The organism is Actinosynnema sp. CA-299493, assembly GCF_050946825.1.
Lineage (GTDB): Bacteria > Actinomycetota > Actinomycetes > Mycobacteriales > Pseudonocardiaceae > Actinosynnema.
The window spans coordinates 5937024-5962633 of the sequence record NZ_CP191993.1 but is presented as its reverse complement, the minus strand read 5'-3'; the positions used below and the strand labels follow the sequence as shown (position 1 = coordinate 5962633).

At 71.1% G+C, this 25610-nt stretch carries 14 protein-coding genes; 11 read left to right on the top strand and 3 right to left on the bottom strand.

What is annotated here, in order from left to right:
- Complete coding sequence (locus tag ACQPYE_RS24915) at positions 1 to 1125, top strand: RICIN domain-containing protein (RefSeq protein ID WP_498714802.1); 1125 nt, start codon at positions 1 to 3, stop codon at positions 1123 to 1125.
- A gap of 123 nt (positions 1126 to 1248) precedes the next feature.
- On the opposite strand, the gene ACQPYE_RS24910 is transcribed toward ACQPYE_RS24915, so the two are convergent.
- A complete protein-coding gene (locus ACQPYE_RS24910) occupies positions 1249 to 2748 on the bottom strand; it encodes a glycoside hydrolase family 10 protein (protein WP_498714801.1) in 1500 nt (499 codons plus the stop codon).
- 636 nt (positions 2749 to 3384) lie between these two features.
- On the opposite strand from ACQPYE_RS24910, the gene ACQPYE_RS24905 reads away from it, so the two are divergent.
- The 5 genes from ACQPYE_RS24905 to ACQPYE_RS24885 all read left to right on the top strand — a co-directional run bounded on the left by ACQPYE_RS24905 (position 3385) and on the right by ACQPYE_RS24885 (position 13367).
- Positions 3385 to 5022: a glycoside hydrolase family 27 protein gene (locus ACQPYE_RS24905; RefSeq protein WP_498714800.1), complete on the top strand. Its 1638-nt coding sequence runs from the start codon at positions 3385 to 3387 to the stop codon at positions 5020 to 5022.
- A gap of 172 nt (positions 5023 to 5194) precedes the next feature.
- Complete coding sequence (locus tag ACQPYE_RS24900) at positions 5195 to 6667, top strand: glycoside hydrolase family 43 protein (RefSeq protein ID WP_498714799.1); 1473 nt, start codon at positions 5195 to 5197, stop codon at positions 6665 to 6667.
- A 464-nt stretch (positions 6668 to 7131) separates the two neighbouring features.
- Complete coding sequence (locus tag ACQPYE_RS24895) at positions 7132 to 8928, top strand: glycoside hydrolase family 6 protein (RefSeq protein WP_498714798.1); 1797 nt, start codon at positions 7132 to 7134, stop codon at positions 8926 to 8928.
- Positions 8929 to 8941: 13 nt separating this feature from the next.
- A complete protein-coding gene (locus ACQPYE_RS24890; protein WP_498714797.1) occupies positions 8942 to 10282 on the top strand; it encodes a glycoside hydrolase family 6 protein in 1341 nt (446 codons plus the stop codon).
- Positions 10283 to 10673: 391 nt separating this feature from the next.
- On the top strand, positions 10674 to 13367 hold the full coding sequence (locus tag ACQPYE_RS24885) for an RICIN domain-containing protein (RefSeq protein ID WP_498714796.1): 2694 nt from the start codon (positions 10674 to 10676) through the stop codon (positions 13365 to 13367).
- Between the two features lie 110 nt (positions 13368 to 13477).
- Here ACQPYE_RS24885 and ACQPYE_RS24880 read toward each other — a convergent pair whose 3' ends face one another.
- Both ACQPYE_RS24880 and ACQPYE_RS24875 read right to left on the bottom strand, forming a co-directional pair.
- Positions 13478 to 14041, bottom strand: a complete 564-nt coding sequence (locus ACQPYE_RS24880) for a DJ-1/PfpI family protein (protein ID WP_498714795.1) — start codon at positions 14039 to 14041, stop codon at positions 13478 to 13480.
- 211 nt (positions 14042 to 14252) lie between these two features.
- Positions 14253 to 14510 (bottom strand): helix-turn-helix domain-containing protein, encoded by a 258-nt coding sequence (locus ACQPYE_RS24875; protein WP_498714794.1) that lies wholly within the window; start codon positions 14508 to 14510, stop codon positions 14253 to 14255.
- Between the two features lie 654 nt (positions 14511 to 15164).
- Between ACQPYE_RS24875 and ACQPYE_RS24870 the strand changes: the two genes are divergently transcribed.
- The 5 genes from ACQPYE_RS24870 (at position 15165) to ACQPYE_RS24850 (ending at position 25580) form a co-directional block, all read left to right on the top strand.
- Positions 15165 to 20597: a ThuA domain-containing protein gene (locus ACQPYE_RS24870; protein ID WP_498714793.1), complete on the top strand. Its 5433-nt coding sequence runs from the start codon at positions 15165 to 15167 to the stop codon at positions 20595 to 20597.
- A gap of 97 nt (positions 20598 to 20694) precedes the next feature.
- Positions 20695 to 21981: an ROK family transcriptional regulator gene (locus ACQPYE_RS24865; RefSeq protein ID WP_498714792.1), complete on the top strand. Its 1287-nt coding sequence runs from the start codon at positions 20695 to 20697 to the stop codon at positions 21979 to 21981.
- Positions 21978 to 23492: a sugar ABC transporter ATP-binding protein gene (locus ACQPYE_RS24860; protein ID WP_498714791.1), complete on the top strand. Its 1515-nt coding sequence runs from the start codon at positions 21978 to 21980 to the stop codon at positions 23490 to 23492. Before ACQPYE_RS24865 ends, ACQPYE_RS24860 begins: the two co-directional genes overlap by 4 nt.
- On the top strand, positions 23489 to 24508 hold the full coding sequence (locus ACQPYE_RS24855; protein WP_498714790.1) for an ABC transporter permease: 1020 nt from the start codon (positions 23489 to 23491) through the stop codon (positions 24506 to 24508). The genes ACQPYE_RS24860 and ACQPYE_RS24855 overlap by 4 nt, the downstream gene beginning before the upstream one ends.
- Before the next feature lie 37 nt (positions 24509 to 24545).
- Entirely contained in the window at positions 24546 to 25580 is a 1035-nt protein-coding gene (locus tag ACQPYE_RS24850; RefSeq protein WP_498714789.1) for a substrate-binding domain-containing protein, read from the top strand.
- Positions 25581 to 25610: the final 30 nt, after the last annotated feature.

The window sequence follows — 25610 nt, the reverse complement described above, 5'->3', positions numbered from 1 at the left end:
GTGCGACAACGCCTCAGCAGATTCGCCGCGCGTGCCGCGGCCCTGACCACCGCCGCGCTGGTCACCGCCGCGCTGCTGCCGGCCGGCCAAGCCGCCGCGGAGTCCAACGGCGGGGTGCGGGTCATGCCGTTGGGCGACTCGATCACCGAGGGCACGCAGGTGCCCGGCGGTTACCGGATCGGGCTGTGGCAGCGGTTCGGGTCCGGCGGCTACCGGGTGGACTTCGTCGGCTCGCAGTTCAACGGCCCCGGCTCGCTGGGCGACCACGACCACCAGGGCCACCCGGGCTGGCGCATCGACCAGATCGACGCGAACGTCGTCACCTGGCTGCGGAACACGACCCCGCGCACGGTGCTGCTGCACATCGGCACCAACGACATCCTGCAGAACTACAACGTGTCCGGCGCGCCCGCCCGCCTGTCGGCGCTGGTCGACCGCATCACCGCGACCGCGCCGAACGCCGACGTGCTGGTCGCGACGATCATCCCGCTGGCCAACTCCGGGCAGAACGCCGCCGCCCGGACCTTCAACGCCACGATCCCCGGCATGGTGCAGAGCAAGGTGAACGCGGGCAAGCGCGTGCGCTTGGTGGACATGCACTCCGCGTTGACGACGGCGGACCTGATCGACGGCGTCCACCCGACCGCCACCGGCTACGACAAGATGGCCGCGACCTGGTACAACGCGCTGCGGTCCGTGCCGGGGAGCATCGGGGACCCGGTCGCCTCGCAGGGCAAGCAAGTCGTCGGCACGGCGTCGGGGCGTTGTCTCGACGTGCCGGGCTCGACCACGGCCAACGGCACGCAGTTGCAGCTGTGGGACTGCCACAGCCAGCCCAACCAGTCGTGGACGCAGACCTCGACCAAGCAGTTGACGGTCTTCGGCACCAAGTGTCTGGACGCCTACGGCCGCGGCACGACCAACGGCACGCAGGTGGCGATCTGGGACTGCCACGGCGACACCAACCAGCAGTGGAACGTCAACGCCAACGGCACGATCACCAACGTGCAGTCCGGCCTGTGCCTGGACGCGTCCAACTACGGCACCGCCAACGGCACCAAGCTGGTCCTGTGGGCCTGCTCGGGCCAGGCCAACCAGCAGTGGACCCTGCGCGCCGCGGCCTGACCACGACGCGGACCAGCGCCCACCGGGCACTTCTCCGACGGTTCGGAGAACCGCCGATCCCGGTGGGCGCTGGTCCGTGTCACGCCGTGCGCGGTGCGGACGGCGCGGGGGGCCGGTGGGCGATCAGCCGACCCGGACGAGCTGCCACTGCTGGTTGTTGCCGCCCGTGTCGCCGTACTGCACGACGTTCGCGCCGTCCGCCGTGGACGAGCCCTGGATCTCCAGGGCCTTGTTGCTGTTGCGGTTGACCAACCGCACGTAGCCGCCCGACTCGACCGCGCGGAACTGCTGGTTGACGCCACTGTGGTCGGTCCACTGCTGGATGACGGCGCCGTCGGCGGTCGAGGAGTTCGGCACGTCGAGGACCTTGCCGGAGTGGCGCGACTTGACGCGGTAGTAGCCGCCACCGGAGTCCGCGAACTGCCACTGCTGGTTGGCGCCGCTGTTGCGGGTCCACTGGGTGATGCGGCCACCGTCGTTCGTGGCCAGGCCGTACACGTCCAGCGCCTTGCCGCTGTTGCGGTTCACCAGCACGTACCACGCGCTCGGGTCGATGACCCCGGGCTGGGGGTTGGAACCGGCGTTGAGGGCGTTGAGCACGGAGGTGTAGGCGGCCTTCTTGTTGCCGGAGCCGTCGAACAGCAGCGGTGTGCCGTAGGAGCGCCAGGAGTCGGTGTCGCGGATGCCCCAGACGGTGATGCCGGCGCAGCGGGTGACCGCCAGGCAGGCGTTCACCACGCGCTCGTAGTTCGACGCCTGCGCGGAGCCGGAGCCCTCGATGTCCAGCTCGGTGATCTGGACGTCGACGCCGAGGTTGGCGAAGTTCTGCAGCGTGGTCTGGTAGTTGGCCGGCACCGGGCTCTGGGCGTTGAAGTGCGACTGGAGGCCGACGCAGTCGATGGGCACGCCGCGGGACTTGAAGTCCTGGACCATCCGGTAGACGGCCTGGGTCTTGGCGTGGGTCCAGTCGTCGGTGTTGTAGTCGTTGTAGCAGAGCTTCGCGTTCGGGTCCGCCGCGCGGGCGGCGCGGAACGCGGCCTCGATCCAGTCGTTGCCGGTGCGCTGGAGGTTGGAGTCGCGCCGCGCGCCGGAGCTGCCGTCCTGGAACGCCTCGTTCACCACGTCCCAGGCGTAGATCTTGCCGGCGTAGTAGGTGGCGACCTTGGTGACGTGGTTGAGCATCGCGGACCGCAGGGCGCTGCCCGACATGTTCTGCATCCAGCCCGGCTGCTGGGAGTGCCACGCCAGGGTGTGGCCGCGCACCCGCTTGCCCTGGGACCGGGCGAGGTTGACGATCCGGTCGGCGTTGCCGTAGCTGAACTGGTTCTGGTTCGGCTCGGTCGCGTCGATCTTCATCTCGTTCTCGGCCGTGACCATGTCGAACTCGCGCTGCAGGAGCCCGGAGTAGGTCGTGTCGCCGAGCCTGCCCGCCGCCACGGCGGTGCCGAAGTACCGGCCCTTCTCCGCCGCCGCGGCGCCCAGGGTCGCGCCCGCGGCGTTGGCCGGACCGGTGGACGCCACCGCCAGCGCGGTGGCGATCAGTCCGGTGACGAGCAGCAACGCCGTTGTTCTCGGCCGACGCGCGAGCGCCGGTCGAGTGACCGCTCGTGTCGAGTGTTCCATCACATGCCCTTCGGGTCGGACACCGCGGGCTCGGGTGCCCGCGGTGGCAGGGACGCCGTCGATGTCCGCACGAACCGGCCGCTACCGAGGCACGCTCGTGTTAGCGCTAACACCAAGGCGCGGAAATCGCCTGGTGCGGTGAGGCGCCTGAGGGTGTGGCAACCGGGCCTCGAAAGCCGGTCGTGTCTTTCAGACTGTGAACGATGGCACACGGTCGGTCAAGATGTGACGCAACTGTTTCGGACAGGTGGTCGCGGAGCCCGTACCGTCGTCGGCTCACCCGGATGTCCTATCCGGTCTGCGGTTGCGACGGGGGTTTCCACGCTGTCTCAAGTGGAACGAGGCCGTCCTTCTCGATGCGGGTCGCAGGCGGTGGTGGCGGGGTCTCCGTCGGCACGGCGGCCGGCGCGGGCCCGCCGTTGGGCTGAACGGGGCAACTTGCCGACCGGGGCTCCGCCACGCCGCTCCCGATAAGCCCTGGTCCGGCTCGGCCGCGGTCCGGCTGCTCAAGAGTTAGCGCTCACATTTAGCTTTGACCGTCTTGGTTGGTCATAGTTTCATGGGCGTGACTCGGGCCGCGCCGTCCGGAGCGCCGCCACGACCACCGTCCCCTGAGCCGAAGACGAAGAGGCGATGATGCCCACCCGTACCCGTGGACGACTCCTACACCTGGCCATGGCGGCCATCGCGGCGCTGGGCGTGGTCACCGCGGCCCCCGCCGCCCAGGCCGCGCCGGGCAGCCCCGCGCTCACCCCTCCGATGGGGTGGAACAGCTGGAACAGCTTCGGTTGCGGCATCACGGAGGCGCAGGTCCGGCAGGCCGCCGACGCGATGGTGTCGTCGGGGATGCGCGACGCGGGGTACCAGTACGTGGTGGTGGACGACTGCTGGTTCGACCCGCAGCGCGACTCGGCGGGCAACCTGCGCCCCCACCCGACGAAGTTCCCCAGCGGCATGAAGGCGCTCGGCGACTACATCCACGGCAAGGGCCTGAAGTTCGGCATCTACCAGGCGCCCAACGAGAAGACCTGCGCCCAGGGCGTGGGCACGCACCCCGGGTCCACCGGCAGCAAGGGCCACGAGGTCCAGGACGCCCGGTCGTTCGCCTCCTGGGGCGTGGACTACCTGAAGTACGACTGGTGCTCGGGCAGCGGCACGCGGGACGAGCAGATCGCGCGGTTCACGATCATGCGGGACGCCCTGCGCGCCACCGGCCGCCCGATCGTCTACAGCATCAACTCCAACAGCTTCCACGCGCCGACGGGGGACAAGTACGACTGGGGCGAGGTCGCCGACCTGTGGCGGACGACCGAGGACCTGCTGGACATCTGGCAGAACGGCAACACCAACAGCTACCCGATGGGCGTGGGCAACGTCCTGGACGTCACCGCGCCGCTGGCCGCGCAGACCGGTCCGGGCAACTGGAACGATCCCGACATGCTCGTCGTCGGCCGTCCCGGGCTGAGCCTGACCGAGTCGCGGTCGCACTTCGCGCTGTGGGCGCTGATGGCCTCGCCGCTGATGGCCGGCAACGACATCCGGACGATGTCCACCGACGTCAGCGCGGTCCTGCGCAACCCCCGCCTGATCGCGGTGAACCAGGACCCGCTCGGCGCGGGCGGGCGGCGCGTGCGCGACGACGGCAACACCGAGGTCTTCGCCAAGACCCTGTCCGACGGCTCGGTCGCGGTGGGCTTGTTCAACCGGGGCGGCGCCACCGCCACCGTCAGCACCACGGCCGCGCAGATCGGCCTGTCCGGGAGCTCGTTCTCCCTCACCGACCTGTGGACCGGCGGCGCCTCCGGCACCTCCGGCGCGATCTCGGCGAGCGTGCCCGCGCACGGCGTGGCCGCGTTCCGCGTCTCCGGCGGCAGCCCGATCTCCGCCACCACCTCCCGGCTGCGCGGAACCGGCTCCAACCGCTGCGTCGACACCGAGAACGCCTCCACCGCCGCCGGGACGACCGTGCTGCTCTGGGACTGCCACACCGCCGCGAACCAGCTGTGGACCACCTGGTCCGGCGGCGAGGTCCGGGTGTTCGGCGACAAGTGCCTCGACGCCTACAACCAGGGCACGACCAACGGCACCCGCGTGATCACGTGGTCGTGCAACGGCCAGGACAACCAGAAGTGGACGCTCGGCTCGGACGGGTCCATCCGCAACACCCGGGCCGGCCTGTGCCTGGACGCCGACCAGGCCGCCACCGCCAACGGGACCCGGCTGATCCTGTGGACCTGCAACGGCCAGGCCAACCAGAAGTGGAGCCGCGTCTGACGGTGACCCGAGCGGCGCGCCCGCCCTGCGGCGCCCCCTCGTCACGCACCACGTGAGCGCTGCTCCCCAGGACCCGGTCCCTCGCGCACAGCCCCGCGAGCGGACCGGGTCCGCCCCGCATCGAGTCCCGACACCCACCCGACACCCACCCGACGACCAGGGAAGGAGCACCGTGCGCACCGCCCGCAACCCCGTGATCGGTGGTTCCCACCCAGACCCGAGCGTGTGCCGGGTCGGCGAGGACTACTACCTCGTGTGCTCCAGCTTCGAGTACTTCCCGGGCGTGCCGATCTTCCACAGCCGCGACCTGGTGAGCTGGCGGCAGGTCGGCAACGTCCTCAAGCGGCCGGACCAGCTGCGGCCGGCCGCCGGCACGCCCACGTCACGCGGGATCCACCAGCCCACCATCCGCCACCACGGCGGGAGGTTCTGGGTGGCCGCCACGGACCTCTCGGCGGGTGGCACGTTCGTCGTCACGACGGACCGCCTCGCCGGCCGGTGGTCGGAGCCGGTGTGGATCGACCTGCCGGGCGTCGTGCCCGACCTGGCCTGGGACGAGAACGGCGACTGCTGGTGCGTCACCACCGATGGCCGCACGGCCCGCATCGACCCCTACCGGGGGACCGTGCTGGAAGGTCCGTGGCCGACGTGGAGCGGTGGTGACGCCCCGAACCCCAAGACGCCCCACCTGTACCACGTCGGTGACTGGTGGTACCTGCTGTTCGAGCGGGGCCAGTCGCTGACGGTCTCCCGCGCGCGCACGCCACGGGGGCCGTTCGAACCCGCGCCGAGCACGCTCGTGGACATCGCCGGGCCGACCCGGGGCAGTGGCCGCGCCGACCTCGTCACCACGCCGGACGGCGCCTGGTGGCTGGTGCGGCCCGGTACCCGCGAACACCCGTCGGGCTTCCACGTGCTGGGCCAGGAGGTGTTCCTGACGCCGGTGCGCTGGCGGGACGAGTGGCCCGAGGTGGTCGGGGTGGCCGAGACCGCGCCGCTGCCGGCGGAGCCTCGCGTGCCGCCGACGCAGTTCGCGCGCGACGACTTCGACGAGTTCGTGCTGGCGCCGTCCTGGATCTCGCCGCGCGGGCTCCCGGACGGGTCCTGGTCGTTGACCGAGCGCCCCGGCTGGCTGACGCTGCGCGCGACCGGCGACACCCTCGACCGCCCTGGCTGCACGTTCGTGGGCAGCCGGCTGCGGCACCTCGACTCGCGGGTGTCGGTCCGCCTGGACCCCGGCACGGCCCGAGCGGGGCTGAGCATCCGGCGCGACGAGGCGCACCGCTACGACTTCGAGGTCGTGCCCGGCCGGGTGGACGTGGTCGCCAGGATCGGGCCGGTGCGCCAGGTCGTGGCCAGCCGCACCAGACCTCCCGGGCCGATCACGCTCACCGTCATCACGCGCACGACCGACCTGGTGCCGCCGTCCTTCGTGCGGCCGACCGACGACCACGCGGGCGTCGAGCCGGCGGGGCCGGACACCATCGCGTTCCACGTCGACGACGACGCGGGCCCGTTGGCCGAGCTGGACGGTCGGTACCTGTCGCCCGAGGTCACCGCGAGCCTCGCCGGGCGGGTCGTCGGCATGTACGTCACGCGTGGCGTCGCGGCGTTCGACTGGTTCGACTACCGCGGCTTCAACTGACCCGCACGAGTGGTGGCACATCGCCGTCGAACGATGTCGCGACTCGTTGTGCGCGCTAACAAAATTGGTCACGACCAATCATCCGGTTGGTTCAGCCGGGTGAACCTCGTTCGAAGAAGTTTCAAAGCCGCACTTGACAGGTGTGATCAGCTGTGGCGCGAAAGGGTTTCGTAACCGATTGCGCTAAAGTTAGCGCTAACACTTTTAGCATTTCCCGCAATTGACGGCGCTGCTCCGCGTGGTTACATTCGAGCCGAAGTGAACCCTCTCCGGCGGGAGCTGAGACCGCTGCGCGGCCCTGCCGTGACCACCCGTCGACAACGGCCGGTTCGCGATCCCGCTCGACGGCGGTTGCCGTGCCGAAAACCGCAACGGTGGACGAGTCGTCGAGTGAGCCCACTTCTGGGAGCGCTCCCGGAAAGCTTCACCCCCAACCCACAGCACCGACGCTGCGAGGACCCTGAATGAGTGCAACGAAACTGGCACGCGGCGGCGCCGCTGCCGCCGCCCTGACCCTGTGCGCGGGGTTGTTGACGCTGGCGAGCACCTCGGCCAGCGCCGCACCCGGCTGTTCGGTCGACTACCAGGTCAACCAGTGGGACAGCGGCTTCACGGCCAACGTCACGCTGAAGAACCTCGGCGACCCGATCTCGGGCGGGTGGACCCTGGAATGGGACTTCCCGGGCACCCAGAAGATCACCAACGGCTGGAGCGCGACCTTCGCCCAGTCAGGTCAGCACGTGAGCGCGAAGAACCCCTCGTGGGCGTCGTCGCTGCCCACGGGTGGAAGCGCGACCATGGGTTTCAACGCCTCGTACTCGGGCACGAACGCCCTGCCCACGTCGTTCAAGCTCAACGGGAACACGTGTGGCGGCGGCCCGACCTCCACCACGACGTCCACGTCGACGTCGACCTCCACGTCGACCTCGACCTCGACCTCCACCACGACGACGACCACGACGACCACGACCACGCCGGACAACCCCGGTGAGCACGTGGCCAACCCGTACGCGGGCGCCAAGGGCTACCTGAACCCCGACTACGTCTCGAACGTGAACACCCTGGCCGACGCGACCGGCGGCGCCCTGGGCACGTCCATGCGCAAGGTCGCCCAGAACTCCACCGCCGTGTGGATGGACCGCATCGGGGCCATCACCTCCGGGCGCGGGCTGACGGGCCACCTCGACGAGGCGCTGCGGCAGTCCGCCGGCGGCACCCCCGTGGTGATCCAGGTCGTCGTCTACGACCTGCCCAACCGCGACTGCGCCGCGCTCGCGTCCAACGGCGAGCTCAAGGTCGGCGAGAACGGCCTGGCGCGCTACAAGGCCGAGTACATCGACCCCATCGCCGCGATCCTGGCCGACCCGAAGTACCGCTCCCTGCGGATCGTCACGATCGTCGAGCCCGACTCGCTGCCGAACCTGGTGACGAACCTGAGCAAGGCCAAGTGCGCCGAGGCCAACACCAGCGGCGCCTACGTCCAGGGCATCCAGTACGCCCTGAGCAAGCTCAGCGCGATCTCGAACGTCTACAACTACATCGACATCGGCCACGCGGGGTGGCTGGGCTGGGACACGAACATGGGTCCCTCGGTCACCTTGATCGCCAACACCATCAAGGGCGCCACCAAGGGCGTCAACAGCATCGACGGCTTCGTGTCGAACCTGGCCAACACCTCGCCGACCGACGAGGTCAACCTGCCCGACCCGAACCTCACCGTCGGCAGCCAGCAGCTGCGGTCCGCGACCTACTACCAGTGGAACCCGTTCTTCGACGAGGCCGACTTCGGCACCGAGATGCGCAACCGGTTCATCTCCGCCGGTTTCCCCAGCGGCATCGGCATGCTGGTCGACACCTCCCGCAACGGCTGGGGCGGCCCGAACCGGCCCACCGGCGCGAGCGGGTCGACGGTGGACGCGTACGTGAACTCCGGCCGCATCGACCGCAAGCTGCACCGGGGCAACTGGTGCAACCAGGCCGGCGCGGGCATCGGCGCACGGCCCACCGCCGCGCCGCGCTCGGGCTTCGACGCCTACGTGTGGATCAAGCCCCCGGGCGAGTCCGACGGCATCGCGACCAAGACCGACGGCCCCAACGAGGAAGGCAAGCAGCACGACCCGATGTGCGACCCGACCTTCCGCGGTGACGACCAGGCCAACGGCGGCAACCTGACCGGCGCCATGGCCGGCGCGCCGCACGCGGGCTCGTGGTTCCCCGCCGGGTTCACCTCGCTCGTCCAGAACGCGTACCCGGCCCTGTGAAGGGGGTGACACGATGACCCGCAGGAAGCAGACCGCGGCCGCGTGCCTCCTCTCGAGCGCGCTCCTGGCCGGGGTGGTGGGTCTGGCGGTGGGTGGCGGCGCGACCGCGCAAGCGGCCGACTCGGCGTTCTACGTCGACCCGTCGAATTCCAGCGCGAAGTGGGTCGCCGCGAACTCCGGCGACTCCCGGGCAGCGGTGATCCGCGACCGGATCGCCTCGGTGCCGCAGGCGCGGTGGTACACCACCACCAACACCTCGACGGTGCGCTCGGAGATCAGCTCCTTCGTCGGCGCGGCGGCCTCGGCCGGCAAGATCCCGATCCTGGTGGTCTACAACATCCCCAACCGCGACTGCGGCGGGGCCAGCGGTGGCGGCGCGCCCTCGCACCAGGCCTACCGGGCCTGGGTGGACGAGGTCGCGGCGGGGCTGGCGGGTCGACCGGCGACGATCGTGCTCGAACCCGACGTGCTGCCGATCATGAGCAACTGCCAGAACGCCGACCAGCAGAGCCAGACCAGGGCGTCCATGGCCTACGCGGGCAAGAAGCTCAAGTCCGGTTCCGCGCAGGCCAAGGTGTACTACGACATCGGCAACTCGGCGTGGCTGAGCCCGGCGGAAGCCGCCAACAGGCTCCGCGCCGCCGACATCTCCAACAGCGCCGACGGCATCGCCTCGAACGTGTCGAACTACCGCAGCACGCCCGACGAGGTGGCGTACACCAAGAACATCCTCAACGCCCTCGGCGACGGCAGGCTCACGGCCGTGATCGACACCAGTCGCAACGGCAACGGCCCGCTGGGCACGGAGTGGTGCGACCCGGCCGGGCGCGCGATCGGCAAGCCCAGCACGACGAACACGGGCGACGCCAAGATCGCCGCGTTCCTGTGGGTCAAGCTGCCGGGCGAGGCGGACGGCTGCATCGCGCCGGCCGGTCAGTTCGTGCCGCAGCGCGCGTACGACCTGGCCATCGCGGCGGGCCCGACGTCGACCAGCACCACGACAACCACCACCACCACGACAACCACCACGGGCAACAACCCCGGAGGCGGCTGCACGGTGACCCACCGCGTGGTCAGCCAGTGGTCGGGCGGTTACACCGGCGAGATCGTGATCGGGAACCGGGGTGCGGCCCTCACCGGCTGGACCCTGACCTTCTCGGCGCCGGGCGTGACCGTCGCCCAGGGTTGGAACGGGACGTGGACCGACACGGGCGACGTGGTCCGGGTCGCCAACACGTCCTGGAACGGGTCGCTGCCGACCGGTGGCACGACGACCATCGGTTACAACGCGAACTACAACGGGACCACACCGCCGTTCGGCTCACCCGCCCTGAACGGCACCGCGTGTTCCTGACCCCGTAACCGGCCCTGAAGCGGTTCCCCGTCCCGGTTCGCCTCCGCGGGACGGGGAACCGCTGTGCCACGACCAAGACCGAGGCGGTGCGACCCGCGTCGGCGGCCTTCCGCCCAGCGGCGGACGCGCCATGCCTCTTCGGCCGCGGATGAGCACACCTATCGCTTGACGCCGAGTGGCCCTGCTGATCTCATGGACTACCGGGTCGGCGGCCACATCCTCGTTGCGCCAACGAAATCGGCCACATCCCGCGTCACCTCGCTCGACCCCCGCGGGGGTCGGGCAGGCCGGGATCAGTCGTACACATCTCACGCAGGCCCGCTCCCGGCCCGCATCCGACGCGCGTGCGCGGCGACCACGTCCGATCGGACCAAGCGAAAGGGAGAAGAGGGTGAAACCAGCCAGTACCGCCACGAGATCGTTGGTGGCGATCGCGGTGTTCGTGTCCGCCGCGCTGCTGCCGACCTTCGCGGACCACTTCCAGGCCTCGGCCGCCACCCAGGCGACGTACTACGTCGCGCCCGACGGCAACGACGCCAACCCGGGGACGATCACCGCGCCGTTCAAGACCGTGCAGCGCGCCCGGGACGTCGTCCGCACGACGAACGCGAACATGACCGGCGACATCTACGTGTACCTGCGCGGTGGCAACTACCCGGTGAGCGGCACCATCGAGTTCGCGCCGGCCGACTCGGGCACGAACGGCCACCGGGTCGTGTACTCCGCGTACCAGAACGAGACGCCGGTGCTGAGCGGTGGCGTGCAGGTGACCGGGTGGGCGCAGCACGCCGGCAACATCTGGAAGGCCCCGCTCGACCGCGCGAACAAGCTGCGGTCGCTCTACGTCAACGACAAGCGCGCGTTCATGGCCACCAAGACGATCAACTCGCAGGGCTGCTACGGCACGTACAACGTCACCGCCGGGCAGGCGTCCTGGGCCAAGGAGTCGGGTTCGCAGTGCGACGGCGCGAAGTACAACCCGGCCGACCTGCCCGCCATCTCCCGCAACGCGGACGACATCGAGATCGAGACCGCCACGACCTGGACGACGGCCATCGCGGGCGTCCGCCAGGTCACCACGAGCAGTGACGGCACCGGCCGCGTGGCGCTGTTCCAGCAACCGGGCGCGGCCATCGCCCAAGGCGCGTTCAACGGCAACCACCAGGTCGGCGGCAGCCACAAGTTCATGAACGCCTACGAGTTCCTCGACTCGCCCGGCGAGTTCTACTTCGACAAGACGAGCAAGACGCTGTACTACTACAAGGCCGACGCCGAGAACATGGCCACGGCGACGGTCCACGCCCCGAACAACGTGGCCACCGTGCTCCGGGTCGCCGGCACGTCCACGACCAACCACGCCCGCTACATCACGTTCACCGGCCTCACGGTGCAGCACTCCGACTGGAACCTGTTCACCGTGGCCGGTTCCGCGTTCAAGCAGGCCCAGCAGGGCAACCTCGGCAACACCGTGTACGTCAAGGGCAACTTCCACGTCTACCACTACCGCAACGTGGACGTCGCGCCCGGCATCGTGCAGATCGAGAACGCCGACCACGTCCAGTTGCAGCGCAACCGGGTCCAGCACACCGGTGTCGACGGCATCACCATGGTCAACGACGTGCAGGACGCGCAGCTGACCGGGAACCACACCAACGACATCGCCGGCTCCGCCATCACCGTGGGCCACCCCCAGCACGTCTACATCGGGGACCACACGTCGACCAACGGGGAGAAGTACTCCGCCCAGGTCGAGGGACTGCCCAAGAACATCGAGATCAAGAACAACTATATTTACGACAGCGCGGTGCTGTTCAACGGGCATAGCCCCGTCTCCGCCTACTTCGTCGACGGCCTCGCGTTGCGGCACAACCGGATCGAGAAGAGCCCGTGGTCGGGCATCACGCTCGGCTGGGGCTGGTGGAACTTCGACGGGTCGTCGGGCTCGATCGCGCCCAACCGGCCGACCACCACGGCGAAGAACAACACGATCAGCCACAACCACATCATCGACACCGTGCAGCGCCTCAGCGACACGGCCCCCATCTACACGCTGGGCAGCCAGCCGGGGACCACGATCACGGACAACTACCTCCAAGGCGTCCCGGCCGGCCACAAGTACGGGCTCCACCCGGACGAGGGTTCGGCCTACATCACGTTCCGCGACAACGTCCTGAGCGTGGACAAGAACGTCACGTGGCTCGTCAACTCCGACGACTTCGGGCGCAAGCACGACCTGAGCATCACGCAGACCTACGGGCCGATCAACAAGGTGTCCAACAAGAACCTGCCGAACAGCACGGTCCAGGACATCCTCGTCTCCTCGGACTACGTCTGGCCGGCGGCGGCCTACGGCATCGCCGTGAACTCCGGACTGGAGGACGCCTACCGGGACATCGTCCCGCGGGCCACCCTCTCGGTGCCGGACCACGTCCTGCCGGCGAGCACGTTCGTCGGCGCCGGGAGCTCCTCGATCCCCATCCGGAGCGCCGGCGACGCGACCAGGACGGTCTGGTTGGCGCCCCAGGGCACGACCACCTTCGCCGTCGGCCCGACGATGACCAGGGCGAGCGGCGCCGCGACGACCATCGAGGTGCCGACCACGTCCGGTGACTACCGGCTCTACGTGGTGGACGCGCAGGGGAACCGGTCGGCCGAGTCGAAGTCGATCGCCCGGCGGCAGGGCGGCGGTGGGCAGCAGGGCGTCACGATCGTCGGCGGTCAGTCCGGCCGGTGCGTCGACATCCCCGGCACGGCGCCGGCCAACGGCTCCCAGGCGCAGCTGTGGGACTGCCACGGCGGCACGAACCAGCGCTTCACCCACACCTCGGGCAAGCAGTTGCAGGTGTCCGGGACCAAGTGCCTGGACGCCAACAACCAGGGCACCGCCAACGGCACGGCGGTGGTGGTCTGGGATTGCAACGGGCAGACCAACCAGCAGTGGAACGTCAACGCCAACGGCACCATCACCGGGGTGCAGTCCGGGCTGTGCCTGGACGCCAACGGCGCGGCCACCGCGAACGGCACCAAGATCATCCTGTGGTCCTGCGGCGGCGGCGCCAACCAGCAGTGGAGCCTGCGCGGCTGACCGGGCACGGCAACGGCCCCCGGCCGGTCATCGCCCCGGCGACGGGACGATGACCGGCCGGGGGCCGCGCCGCCGGTGACCCCTTGGTCCGCCGCACGTGCGGCGGGCCGTCAAGCGGGGATCTGCGACTTCTCCAGCACTCCCATGAACGCCCGTGACCAGAGGGGGAGGTCGGGCCAGCCGCGGCACGACACCATCGCGCCGTCGACCACGTCCGGCTCGTCCACGAACGTCGCGCCGGCCTGCTCCATGTCCGCCCTCAGCGGGGGGAAGGAAGCGGTCCTGCGGCCCCTCAGCAGCCCGAGGGCGGCGGGCACCTGCGGGCCGTGGCAGATCGTGCCGACCGGGAGCTCCCGCTCGAAGAAGTGGCGGACGACGCGGGCCACGTCGGGGTCCGTCCGGATGTACTCCGGCGCCCGGCCGCCCGGGATCACCAGCCCGCCGTACTCCTCGGGATCGACGTCGCCGAACGCCAGGTCCACCGGCAGCAGCCGGCCGGGCTTCTCGGTGTAGGCGTCCCAACCGGGCTCGAAGTCGTGGACCACCAGTTTGACCGCGCGCGTGGTCGGAGCGGCCACGACCGCCTCGTGACCACCCTCGCGCAATCGGAAGACCGGGTACATCGAGTCGAGTTCCTCGGCGGCGTCCGCCGTCAGGACCAGCACCCGAGCCATGCTCGCTCCTCGTCCCCGCTCGACGCGCCGCGGTGCCCCCGAGGCTCGCGGTCGGCATCGGAACGCTTGAGCGGACTAGATCTCGAACCGGTTCGATCAACAAACCGGACCGTACGCCGGTGACGGTCGCCCGCACAATCGGCCGGACAGGTGCCCGGCCGGCGCCTCCGGACCGGTTGCGGTCCTCAGTGGACGATCACGTGACGTCGCGTCACACCCAACCGCGTTCACACGCGATGACGCCCAGCTGGAAGCGCGAACGCACGCCCAGCAGGTTCTGCAAGCGCGTGATCCGGCGGTGCAGGGTGCGGAGGCTGACCCCCAGCTCCCGCGCGATGGCCTCGTCGATCGCGCCGGTGCGCATGAGCAGCAGCAGCCGTCGGGTCGAGTCCGTGGGTTCGAGGTCCACCTCGCCCACGTCCTGGACGACGGCCGACATGGTCAGTTCCACCTGCTCAAACGTGGTCATGGCGGCACATGTCCGGATACACCTCACGCCGGTGTTGACGTCGGGGAAGGGCGGGACTGGTCGAGGATGCGTCTTACTCTTGGCGTGCACGGCCGGACGGCCCGCGTCCACCGTGCGCCTGGAGCCGACCGGTCCTCGAGCGTGCCCGGCACACAATGACAGCGTCCCGAAGCCCGTGAAGTCAAGGGAACGGGACCGGCGACTTGAAAATGTCCGGATTCGGCCGGCGTGACGTCGAGTCCGCCGATCGGCCGATCGAGCCCTTCGGCGACGCCGATGAGTCATACTCATCGAGCGGGTGGCGGCTGCGGACCGCCTGTGAACGTGCACAGGGCGCACGCCACCATCCACTCGCGACACGCGCCGGCCGTCCCCGGGTCGTGCGGACGACCGCTCCCGCGTTCGGCCCGACCCGTCCGCACACCGAATGTCCGCGCGGGCACCGGGCGCGTGCGCGCGCAGTGTGCTGTGGCGGAGCGGCGGAGTAAAGCCGCCGAACGCGGTATCCACCGGTTTCCGGCAGGTCGCGGATTGGCGGGTTGTGGACATCCGGCGACCTTGACCCCCTGGAAAACGCCTCATTAGTTTGTTTACCCGACAGACAAATCCTGCGTTCAGCCGTTCGCCGTGGTCATCGGCTTGGAGGTCTCAATGGTGAGCTCGTCCAGACGCGGCAGGAGGCGGTGGTCGGTCGTCGCGGTCGTGGCCGCGTTGCTCGGGTCGCTGGTCTCCTTGGCCGCACCGGCCCAGGCGCACCCGGGCCACGGCGACGAGACGTTCAAGGCCCTCGTCTTCGGCAAGACCGCCGGCTTCCACCACCCGTCGATCGAGGCGGGCGTCGCCGCGATCCGCGGGCTCGGCGTCGAGCACGGCTTCACCGTGGACGACACCGTCGACGCCGCCGCGTTCACCGACGCCAACCTCGCCCAGTACGAGGTCGTGGTCTTCCTCTCCACCACCGGCGACGTCCTCGACGCCACCCAGCAGGCCGCCTTCGAGCGCTACATCAAGGCAGGCGGCGGGTACGCGGGCGTGCACGCCGCCTCCGACACCGAGTACGACTGGGCCTGGTACGGCGACCTCGTGGGCGCCTACTTCTCCGGCCACCCCGCGCCGCAGGACGCGACCGTCAAGGTCACCGACCCGGCGCACCCGTCCACGGCGGGCCTGCCGCAGTCCTGGCGCCGCTTCGACGAGTGGTACAACTTCCGCTCCGACCCCGCCGCCGACGTGCACGTGCTGGCCGAGCTGGACGAGACGAGCTACAGCGGCGGCACGATGGGGACGAGCCACCCGATCGCCTGGTGCCAGGACTACGACGGCGGGCGCTCCTGGTACACGGGCCTGGGCCACGGCGACGAGTCCTTCGCCGAGCCGGCGTTCCTTGACCACCTGCTCAAGGGCATCCAGACCGCGGCGGGCGCCGTGGACGCGGACTGCTCGGCGACCCGGACCAACGCCTTCGAGAAGGTCACCCTCGACGACACCACCGCCAACCCGATGGAACTCACGATCGCCGACGACGGCCGCGTGTTCTACATCGACCGCAACGGCGCGGTGCGCGTCATCCGGCGTGACGGCGCGGTCGTCACCGCCGGCACGCTGAACGTCTACACCGGACAGGAGTTCGGCCTCCTCGGCATCGCCCTGGACCCCGACTTCGCCACCAACAGCCAGCTCTACCTGTACTACTCGCCCGCGGGCGCCGAGGCCGTCGACCGGGTCTCCCGGTTCACGCTGCAAGGCGACACGATCGTGGCTGGCAGCGAGAAGGTGCTGCTCACCGTCACGACCCAGCGCGACCAGTGCTGCCACGCCGGTGGCGCGCTGGAGTTCGACAACGACGGCAACCTCTACATCACCACGGGCGACAACACCAACCCGTTCGCCTCCGACGGCTACTCGCCGCTCGACGAGACCGCCGGCCGCTCGGCCTGGGACTCCCAGCGCTCCGCGGCCAACAGCAACAACCTCAACGGCAAGATCCTGCGCATCACCCCGCAGGACGACGGCACCTACACCGTCCCGGCGGGCAACATGTTCCCCGCCGGCACGGCCAAGACCCGGCCCGAGATCTTCGCCATGGGCTTCCGCAACCCGTTCCGCATCGGCCTGGACCCGCTGACCAACAAGTTGCAGGTCGCCGACTACGGTCCCGACGCGGGGCAGGCCAACCCCCAGCGCGGTCCGGACGGCCGCGTCGAGTGGAACGTGGTGGACCGGCCGGGGTTCTACGGGTGGCCGTACTGCGTCGGTGACAACACCCCGTACATCGACTACGACTTCGCCACCGGCGCCTCCGGGGCGCAGTTCGACTGCGCCGCCCCGGTGAACAACTCGCCGAACAACACCGGCATCACCCAGCTGCCCGCCGCGATCGGCACCAAGATCTGGCAGGGCAAGACCAGCACGGGCAACCCCGAGATCGGCGGCAGCGGCGCGCCCATGGCGGGCGGCACCTACCGGTACGACCCGGAGCTCACCGCCGAGCACAAGTGGCCCGCCTACTGGGACGGCAAGGCGATCTGGGGCGACTGGAACGACAACAGGTTGTTCTCGTTGCAGCTCGACGCCGAGGGCACGGGCGTCGCGGACATCAGCCGGATGCTGCCGGGGATGGCGTTCAACCGGCCGCACGCCATGCAGTTCGGCCCGGACGGCTCGCTGTACCTGATCGAGTGGGGCTCCGGCTTCGGCGGCAACAACGCCGACAGCGGCGTCTACCGCATCGACTACGTGCGCGGCGACCGGGCGCCGGTCGCGGCCGCGAAGGCGGACAAGACCTCCGGGCACGCGCCGCTGACCGTGCGGTTCGACTCGGCCGGGTCGCGCGACCCCGACGGCGACGCGTTGGCGTTCGCGTGGGACTTCGACGGCGACGGCGCCACCGACAGCACGGAGGCCGCGCCCGCCCACACCTACACCGCGAACGGCGACTACACCGCCCGGCTCACCGTCACCGACCAGGGCGGCCGGTCCGCGGTCGCCAACGTGCGCATCGTCGTCGGCAACACACCTCCCGTGGTCACGCTGACCGCGCCGGCCGACGGCGGGTTCATCGACTTCGGCGACCAGGTCTCCTACCGGGTCACGGTGACCGACGCCGAGGACGGCGCGGTCGACTGCCAGGACGTCGTCGTGCAGCCCGCCCTGGGCCACGACGAGCACTCCCACGGCTACGAGCAGTACCGCGGCTGCGAGGGCCTGGCGCTGATGTCGGGCGACGAGGGCCACGTGGGCGCGGACATCTTCGGCGTCCTCACCGCGAAGTACACGGACCAGGGCGGCGACGGCGCGTCCCCGCTGACCGGCGAGTCGATCCTGGTGCTGCAACCCAAGCACAAGGAAGCCGAGTTCCACACGGCGACCGGCCGCACCGCGGACGGCGTCGGCGACGACGCGGCGGGCGTGCAGCAGGAGGACACCACCGACACCGGCGGCGGCCGGAACATCGGGTTCATCACCGACGGCGACTGGTTCTCCCTGCGCCCGGCGACCCTGGAGGGCATCGACCAGGTGCGGTTCCGGGTGGCCTCGGGCTCCGAGGGCGGCCGGCTGGAGGTCCGCGTCGGCGCGCCGGACGGCCCGCTCGCGGGCACGGCGACCTTCGCCGGCACGGGCGGCTGGCAGAACTGGACCACCGCCACCGCCGAGCTCGTCGACGACGTCCCGGCCTCCGCCGAGCTGTACTTCGTCACCCGCAGGCCCGAGGGCAGCACGACGACCGGCTACCTGGCCAACGTGAACTGGCTGGAGTTCGCCGGTCGCGGCGTGACGCACAACCAGCGGCCCGCGATCGAGGCGGCGGCCACCACGACCACGGGCACCTCGCCGCTGAAGGTCGACTTCACCGCGTCGGCCACCGACCCGGACGGCGACACCCCGATCGGCTACACCTGGGTGTTCGGCGACGGCGGCACCGCCACGGGCGCGTCGGTCAGCCACACCTACACCGCGCCGGGCACCTTCAACGCCAAGGTCACCGCGACCGACGCGCGGGGCGCGAGCGGGACGAAGACCATCCCGATCACCGTCCGCGCGCCCGACGTCACCTGCTTCTCGGGCCGCTCGGACGACTTCCTCGGCGGCGCGCTCGACCGAAACCGGTGGACCACCGTGGTGCGGGAGAACCAGGACCTCGCCGTGCGCGACGGCCACCTGGTGCTGCCGACCGCGCCGTCCGACATCTACGGCACCACCAACACCACGCCCAACATCGTCCTCCAGGACCTGCCGTCCGGGCCGTTCCAGGCCACGGCCAAGGTGCGCGTGCCGGTGCGGCGCGCCTACCAGCAGGCCGGTCTGGTGATCTACGGCGACGACGACAACTACGCGAAGATGGTGCTCGAAGGCCGGTCGGACACCGATGACGCGGCGAGCCGGATCTTCCAGTTCATCCGCGAGGAGGCCGGGCAGCCCAACGAGGTCGGCGAGTCCAACACGGCGGCGCTGGGCGCCGGGTTCCCCGACACGGTGTGGGTCCGCTTCACCAGCGACGGGCAGAACCTCACCGCGTCCTACAGCGGTGACGGGCAGACGTTCACCGACATGCCGCAGACCAAGGCGCTGGCGGGCCTGGTGAACCCGAAGATCGGCCTGCTCTCGCTCGTCGGCGGCGGCGGTGACCGCCCGGTGGTGGACGCCGGGTTCGACTGGTTCACCCTCACCCCCGACGACAGCGCGGCGGTGGCGCCGGACGACGACTTCGCCGGGACGGCGCTGGACGGGTGCCGCTGGAACGCGGTCGTCCGACCCGACCCGGCCCACTACGGCGTGGCCGACGGGAGCCTGCGCATCGACACCAGCGCCGGCGACATCTACGGCGGCTCGGCCGACGACCCGGCCAACTTCATCCTCCAGCGCGCCCCCGAGGGCGACTGGGTGATCGAGACGGAGGTGGACGCGTCGGCGCTCGACGAGCGCTACCAGCAGGCCGGCCTGATCGCCTACGCGGACGACGCGAACTACGTGAAGCTCGACCACATCGCCACCAACGAGGCGGGCACGCCCGTCCAGCGCGGCGTGGAGCTGCGGACGGAGAGCGGCGACGTGGTGGGCCAACCGCAGCCCGGCGTCAACGGCCTCACCGGGGGTGTCTGGCACCTGCGGCTGGCCAAGTCCGGCTCCACCTACACCGGCTCCTACAGCGCGGACGGGCAGGCCTGGACGTCGCTGGAACCCGTGGTCAACGAGGACCTGGCCGGAGCGCGGATCGGGCTGTTCGCCATCGGCGGCGGTCAGACCGCCTCGAAGCCCGCGAGGTTCGGGCACTTCCGGGTGACCACGGACCGCACCGCCCCGGTGCTGTCGGTGGTCGGCGACCCGGCGTCGCCGGGCACGGGCGGGTGGTGGACGGGTCCGGTGACCCTCACCGCCACCGCGACCGACGACCAGCCGGGACCGGTGCGCGTCGAGTACCGGGTGGGCACGGGCGACTGGGCGGCGTACACGGCGCCCCTGGTGTTCGCCGACGACGGTGAGCGGGTGGTCGCGTTCCGGGCCTCCGACGCCGCCGGCAACGTCTCCGAGGAGAAGTCGACGACGGTGAAGGTCGACCGCACCGCGCCGCGGCTCACCGTGGCGGTGGACAACGCACCCGGCCCCGAGGGCTGGTGGACACGGCGGGCGCTGGTCTCGGCGACGGCCACCGACGACACGTCCGGCGGCCCGGTGCTGGAGCACCGGCTCGACGGCGGCCCGTGGCGGCCCTACACCGGCGTCGTGCCCGTGGGCGACGGCAGGCACCGGGTGGCGGTGCGGGCGACCGACGCGGCGGGCAACACCTCCGCCGAGCAGTCGGTCGAGGTGGAGGTGGACACCGCGCCGCCGGTCACGAAGGCCAAGCCGGGCAGGTCCGCGTCCCGGGTGGGGCTCACCGCCACCGACGCCACCTCGGGCGTGGCCCGCACGGAGTACCGGATCTCCGGTGGGAAGTGGCAGGTCCACCGGGGTGGGGAGATCCACCTCCGCCCCAACGGCAAGGAGTACCTGGAGTACCGCTCGATCGACGTGGCGGGCAACGTCGAGGCCACCGGCCGGTACACGCCGCGTCCGGGACGCGACGACGGCTGCTGGCAGCACGTCTGACGGTCGCGGGTGAGGCCCGTCCGGGCCTCACCCGCTCGACCGACCCCTCTCGCGGTGTCGCGCCCCGCCCCACCCGCCCGAGAACCCGAGGAGTGCCATGAGGAACGGGCCGGCTCGCCCGCGCACGGGCGGATCGACCGCGGACCAGGCCACGGTCCGCCGGCACAACCTCTCCGTCGTGCTGTCGCACCTGCGCGACCACGGTCCGCGGTCGCGGGCCCGGCTCGCCGGGGAGACGGGGCTGAACAAGGCCACCGTCTCCAGCCTGGTCGCCGAGCTCGTCGAACGCGGCCTGGTGGGCGAGGGGGAGACCGAGCGGGCCACCGTCGGGCGGCCGGGCCAGATCATCCGGCTCGACGGCGAGCACGTCGTCGCGGTCGGGGCCGAGGTCAACGTCGGCTACCTGTCGGTGCTCGCGCTCAACCTGCGCGGCCAGGTCGTGGCGCGGCAGCGGATCGCGCTGGACACCACCGCGATGGAACCGGCGCTGGTGCTGGCCAGGCTGGGACGGCTGCTGGACTCCGCGCTGGTCGGCGTCGCGGCCCGGCCGGTCGGCGTCGCCATCGCCGTGCCCGGCCTGGTCGAGGCCGACACCGGGGTGGTGCGCGCGGCGCCCAACCTGGGGTGGACCGACATCCCGGTGGTCGCCGAGATCAGCAGGTTGCTCGGCGAGCCGCCGTACCCGGTGCTGCTGGACAACGAGGCCAACCTCGCGGCGCTGGCCGAGGTCGAGGCGCAGGGCCTGGACCGCGGCGGCGACCTCATCCTGCTCACCGCGGCGGCCGGCGTCGGCAGCGGCATCGTGGTGGGCGGGCGGCTGCTGCGCGGCGCGCAGGGGTTCGCGGGCGAGGTCGGGCACATGCGCGTGCGCGACGACGGCCCGCCGTGCGCGTGCGGCCGCACGGGCTGCTGGGAGGCCGCCGTCGGCCTCAACGCGCTGCTCGCCGCCGCTCCGGAGCACGAGTCGGGGAGCACGTCGGCGCACGATCCGGAGCACGACCCGCTGCCCGGGCTGGAACGCCGGCTGGCCGACATCGGCGAGCGGGCCGCGGCGGGCGACGCGCGGGTGCTGGCCGCCATCGCCGACATCGACCGGTGGCTCACCATCGGCGCGGGCATCCTGGTCAACGCCTTCAACCCGCACCTGCTCGTCCTCGGCGGCTACTTCGCCGCGCTGCGGCCGTGGATCGCCGGCTCCCTGCGCGAGGACCTGCGCGGCCACGTCTTCGCCCGGGACATCGGCGGCACGCGGGTCGCGTTCTCGCCCCTGGGCTTCTCCGGCCCCGTGCGCGGCGGGGCCTCGCAGATCCTCGACCGCGTCTTCCGGGACCCCGTTCTCGTCGAGCCGGTCGACAAGCACCTGGCACAGGAGGAAACCGTATGACGGCCACGACAGCCCCGCTGCTGTCCGTCCGGGGCGTGGTGAAGCGCTTCCCCGGCGTGACGGCCCTGGGTGGGGTCGACTTCGACGTGCGCGCCGGCGAGGTGCACTGCCTGCTCGGCCAGAACGGCGCCGGCAAGTCGACGCTGATCAAGGTGCTGGCTGGCGCGCACCGCCCGGACGAGGGCGAGATCCGGTGGCGGGGCGAGGTCGTGTCGTTCGACAACCCGACCGCCGCGATGCGCAGCGGCGTGGCCGCCATCTACCAGGAACTGGACCTGGTGGCCGGGCTGTCCGTCGCCGACAACGTCTTCCTCGGCCACGAGCTGTCCACGGCCGGCTTCACCCGCCGCGCCGAGGTCCACCGCCGCACCCGGGCCCTGCTCGACCGGCTCGGCCACCCGGACATCCCGCCGGACCGCGACGTCGGCCGGCTGTCCGCGGCGAACCAGCAGATCGTCAGCATGGCGCGCGCCCTGTCCCGCGACGGGCAGCTGCTGATCATGGACGAGCCGTCTGCGGTGCTCGACCAGGACGAGGTGCGGAGGCTCTTCAGGGTCATCCGCGAGCTGACCGCGCAGGGCGTGGCGATCGTCTACATCTCGCACCGGATGGAGGAGATCCGCGAGATCGGCGACCGGGTGACCGTGCTCAAGGACGGCCGCACGGTGGCCACCGGCCTGCCCGCCCGCGAGACCCGCACCGCCGACCTGATCAGGCTCATGACCGGCCGAGACGTGGAGTACGCGTTCCCGCCGCGCGACCCGGTCGACCCGGCCGCGCCCGAGGTGCTGGTGGTGCGCGGGCTGGCGGCGGGGGAGCGGTTCGCCGGCGTGGACCTCACCGTCCACGCGGGCGAGGTGGTCGGGCTCGCCGGCCTCGTCGGGTCGGGGCGGTCGGAGATCCTGGAAGCCGTCTACGGCGCGCGCAAGCCCACGGCCGGCACCGTCGAGGTGGACGGCAGGCGGCTGCGCCGGGGGAGCGTGGGCGCGGCCGTGCGCGCGGGTGTCGGGCTGTGCCCGGAGGAGCGCAAGAGCCAGGGCCTGCTGCTGGACCAGGCCGTCTACCGCAACATCACGGTGTCCACGCTGTCGGCGTTCTCCCGCTTCGGCTTCCTCGACAACGGCGCGGAGCGCGCGCGTGCCCGGGAGCTGACCACGGCGCTGGACGTCCGCCCGCCGGGCGTGGACCGGGCGGTGCGCACCCTGTCGGGCGGCAACCAGCAGAAGGTCGTGCTGGCGCGGTGGCTGCTGCGCGAGTGCCGGGTGCTGCTGCTCGACGAGCCGACCCGGGGCGTGGACGTCGGGGCGCGCAGCGAGATCTACGAGCTGATCCGCGACCTGGCCGCCCGGGGCGTGGCCGTGCTGGTCGTGTCCAGCGAGGTCGAAGAGGTGCTCGGCCTCGCCGACCGGGTGCTGGTGGTGCGCGAAGGCCGGGTCGTCCACGAAGGACCGGCCGACGAGATCGACGAATCCCGGGTCCTCGACCTGGTCATGGAAGGAACCGCCGCATGAGCGAGAACACCACCGCGGTCAGGCCGCCGACCGCGGACCGCGCGAAGGGCGGCGTCACCGCGCTGCTCGGGTCCGCGGCCGGCCGCAACACCGGCCTCGTCGTCGCCCTGGTGCTGCTGTGCCTGGTCGGCGTCGCCACCGCGGGCGACCGGTTCGCCGACGTCGACAACGTGCTCACCATCCTGCGCCTGGCGTCGGTGATCGGCGTGGTCAGCGTCGGCATGACGTTCGTGATCACCGGCGGCGGCATCGACCTGTCCGTCGGCGCGATCGTCGCGCTGTCCTCGGTCTGGGCCACGACCCTCGCCACCCAGGCGATGGCCAACGACAGCCACTGGCTGGTCGTCGTGCTCGCCGCGCTCGCCGTGGGCGGTGGCTGCGGCGTGGTCAACGGCCTGCTCATCGCCTACGGGCGGATCGTGGCGTTCATCGCGACGCTGGCGATGCTCGCCGCCGCCCGCGGCCTGGCCGAGATCATCTCCAACCGCAAGACCCAGATCGTGGACGTGCCGGGCTTCTCCGCGTTCTTCGACGCGTCGGTGCTCGGCGTGCCGGTGCTGGTGGTGATCTTCGCGCTGGTGGCGGTCGTGGGGTGGGTGGTGCTCAACCGCACCACGTTCGGCCGCCGCACCTTCGCCGTGGGCGGCAATCCCGAGGCCGCGCGGCTGGCCGGCATCGACGTGCGGCGGCACACCGTGCTGCTCTACACGCTGCTGGGCGTGTGCTGCGGGATCGCCGCGGTCATGCTCGTCGCGCGCACCACCACCGGCAGCTCCACCCACGGCGGGCTCTACGAGCTCGACGCCATCGCGGCGGTGGTGATCGGCGGCACCCTGTTGTCCGGCGGTCGCGGCACGATCGCGGGCACCGTGTTCGGCGTCCTGATCTTCACGACGCTGTCGAACGTGTTCACCCTCAACAACCTCTCCATCTCCGCCCAGGCCGTCGCCAAGGGCGCGATCATCGTGGCCGCCGTCCTGCTCCAGCAGCGGCTGGCCCGCCGCAGCGGTGCTTGACCCCGACCCACCCGCCGCCATCCCGAGGAGCAGTCCCATGTCACGCAAGGCAACAACCCGTCTCGTCGCCGCACTGTCGGTCGGCCTCGTCCTCACCGCCTGCACGGGCAACACCCCCGAGCCCGCCGCGGGCACCGGCGACCAGGGCGGCCCCCGGGTCGCCAACGACGAGCCCGGCGAGAAGGTCGTCATCGGCTTCTCCGCGCCTGCCGCCGACCACGGCTGGATGGCCGCGATCACCAACGCCGCCAAGGCGGAGGCGACGAAGTACTCCGACGTCGAGCTGAAGGTGGTGGAGGGCACCAACGACGTCAACCTCCAGATCAGCCAGGTCGAGACGTTCATCAACGACAAGGTGGACGCGATCGTGCTGCTGCCGTTCGACGGCGCGGCGCTGACCCCGGTGGCGCTCAAGGCGATGAAGGCCGGCATCACGGTGATCAACGTCGACCGCGAGTTCGGCAGCCCGTTCGCCGCGCGCTCCACCGTCCTCGGTGACAACTACGGCATGGGCGTCTCCGCCGGCACCTACATCTGCCAGGAGCTCGGCGGCAAGTCCGACGCGGTCGTGGCCGAGATCGCCGGCATCGACTCGCTGCCCCTGACGCAGGACCGCAGCAAGGGCTTCGCCGACGCCCTCGGCGACTGCGGGCTGAAGGTGAACAACCGGGTGGCCGCCGAGTTCACCGTGGAGAGCGGAGAACGGGCCGCCGCGAACCTGCTCCAGGCCGCACCGCGCATCGACGCCCTGTGGAACCACGACGACGACCAGGGCGTCGGCGTCACGGCGGCGATCAAGAACTCCGGCCGCAGCGAGTTCTTCATGGTCGGTGGCGCGGGCTCGGCCAACGTCATGCGGGAGATCAAGGCCGCCGACGGCCTGCACAAGGCGACCGTGGTCTACCCCTCCACCCAGGGCGCGGACGGCATCCGGCTGGCGCGGCTGGCGGTGCAGGGCAAGAGCCTCGGCGACCTGGTCGAGGTGGAGGTCCCGCGCCAGGTCGAGCTGTTCGCCCCGGTCGTCACCAAGGACAACGTCGACCGCTACCTGCCCACCGCCTTCGAGTCCTAGGAGACCACCGCCGTGACGACAGGGACGCTG

Bases quoted from the DNA above. Each gene is read 5' to 3' on its own strand.
- ACQPYE_RS24895 (WP_498714798.1), top strand. From the start codon at position 7,132: ATGAGTGCAACGAAACTGGCACGCGGCGGCGCCGCTGCCGCCGCCCTG.
- ACQPYE_RS24850 (WP_498714789.1), top strand. From the start codon at position 24,546: ATGTCACGCAAGGCAACAACCCGTCTCGTCGCCGCACTGTCGGTCGGC.
- ACQPYE_RS24855 (WP_498714790.1), top strand. From the start codon at position 23,489: ATGAGCGAGAACACCACCGCGGTCAGGCCGCCGACCGCGGACCGCGCG.
- ACQPYE_RS24890 (WP_498714797.1), top strand. From the start codon at position 8,942: ATGACCCGCAGGAAGCAGACCGCGGCCGCGTGCCTCCTCTCGAGCGCG.
- ACQPYE_RS24865 (WP_498714792.1), top strand. From the start codon at position 20,695: ATGAGGAACGGGCCGGCTCGCCCGCGCACGGGCGGATCGACCGCGGAC.
- ACQPYE_RS24860 (WP_498714791.1), top strand. From the start codon at position 21,978: ATGACGGCCACGACAGCCCCGCTGCTGTCCGTCCGGGGCGTGGTGAAG.
- ACQPYE_RS24910 (WP_498714801.1), bottom strand. From the start codon at position 2,748: ATGGAACACTCGACACGAGCGGTCACTCGACCGGCGCTCGCGCGTCGG.
- ACQPYE_RS24880 (WP_498714795.1), bottom strand. From the start codon at position 14,041: ATGGCTCGGGTGCTGGTCCTGACGGCGGACGCCGCCGAGGAACTCGAC.
- ACQPYE_RS24905 (WP_498714800.1), top strand. From the start codon at position 3,385: ATGCCCACCCGTACCCGTGGACGACTCCTACACCTGGCCATGGCGGCC.
- ACQPYE_RS24875 (WP_498714794.1), bottom strand. From the start codon at position 14,510: ATGACCACGTTTGAGCAGGTGGAACTGACCATGTCGGCCGTCGTCCAG.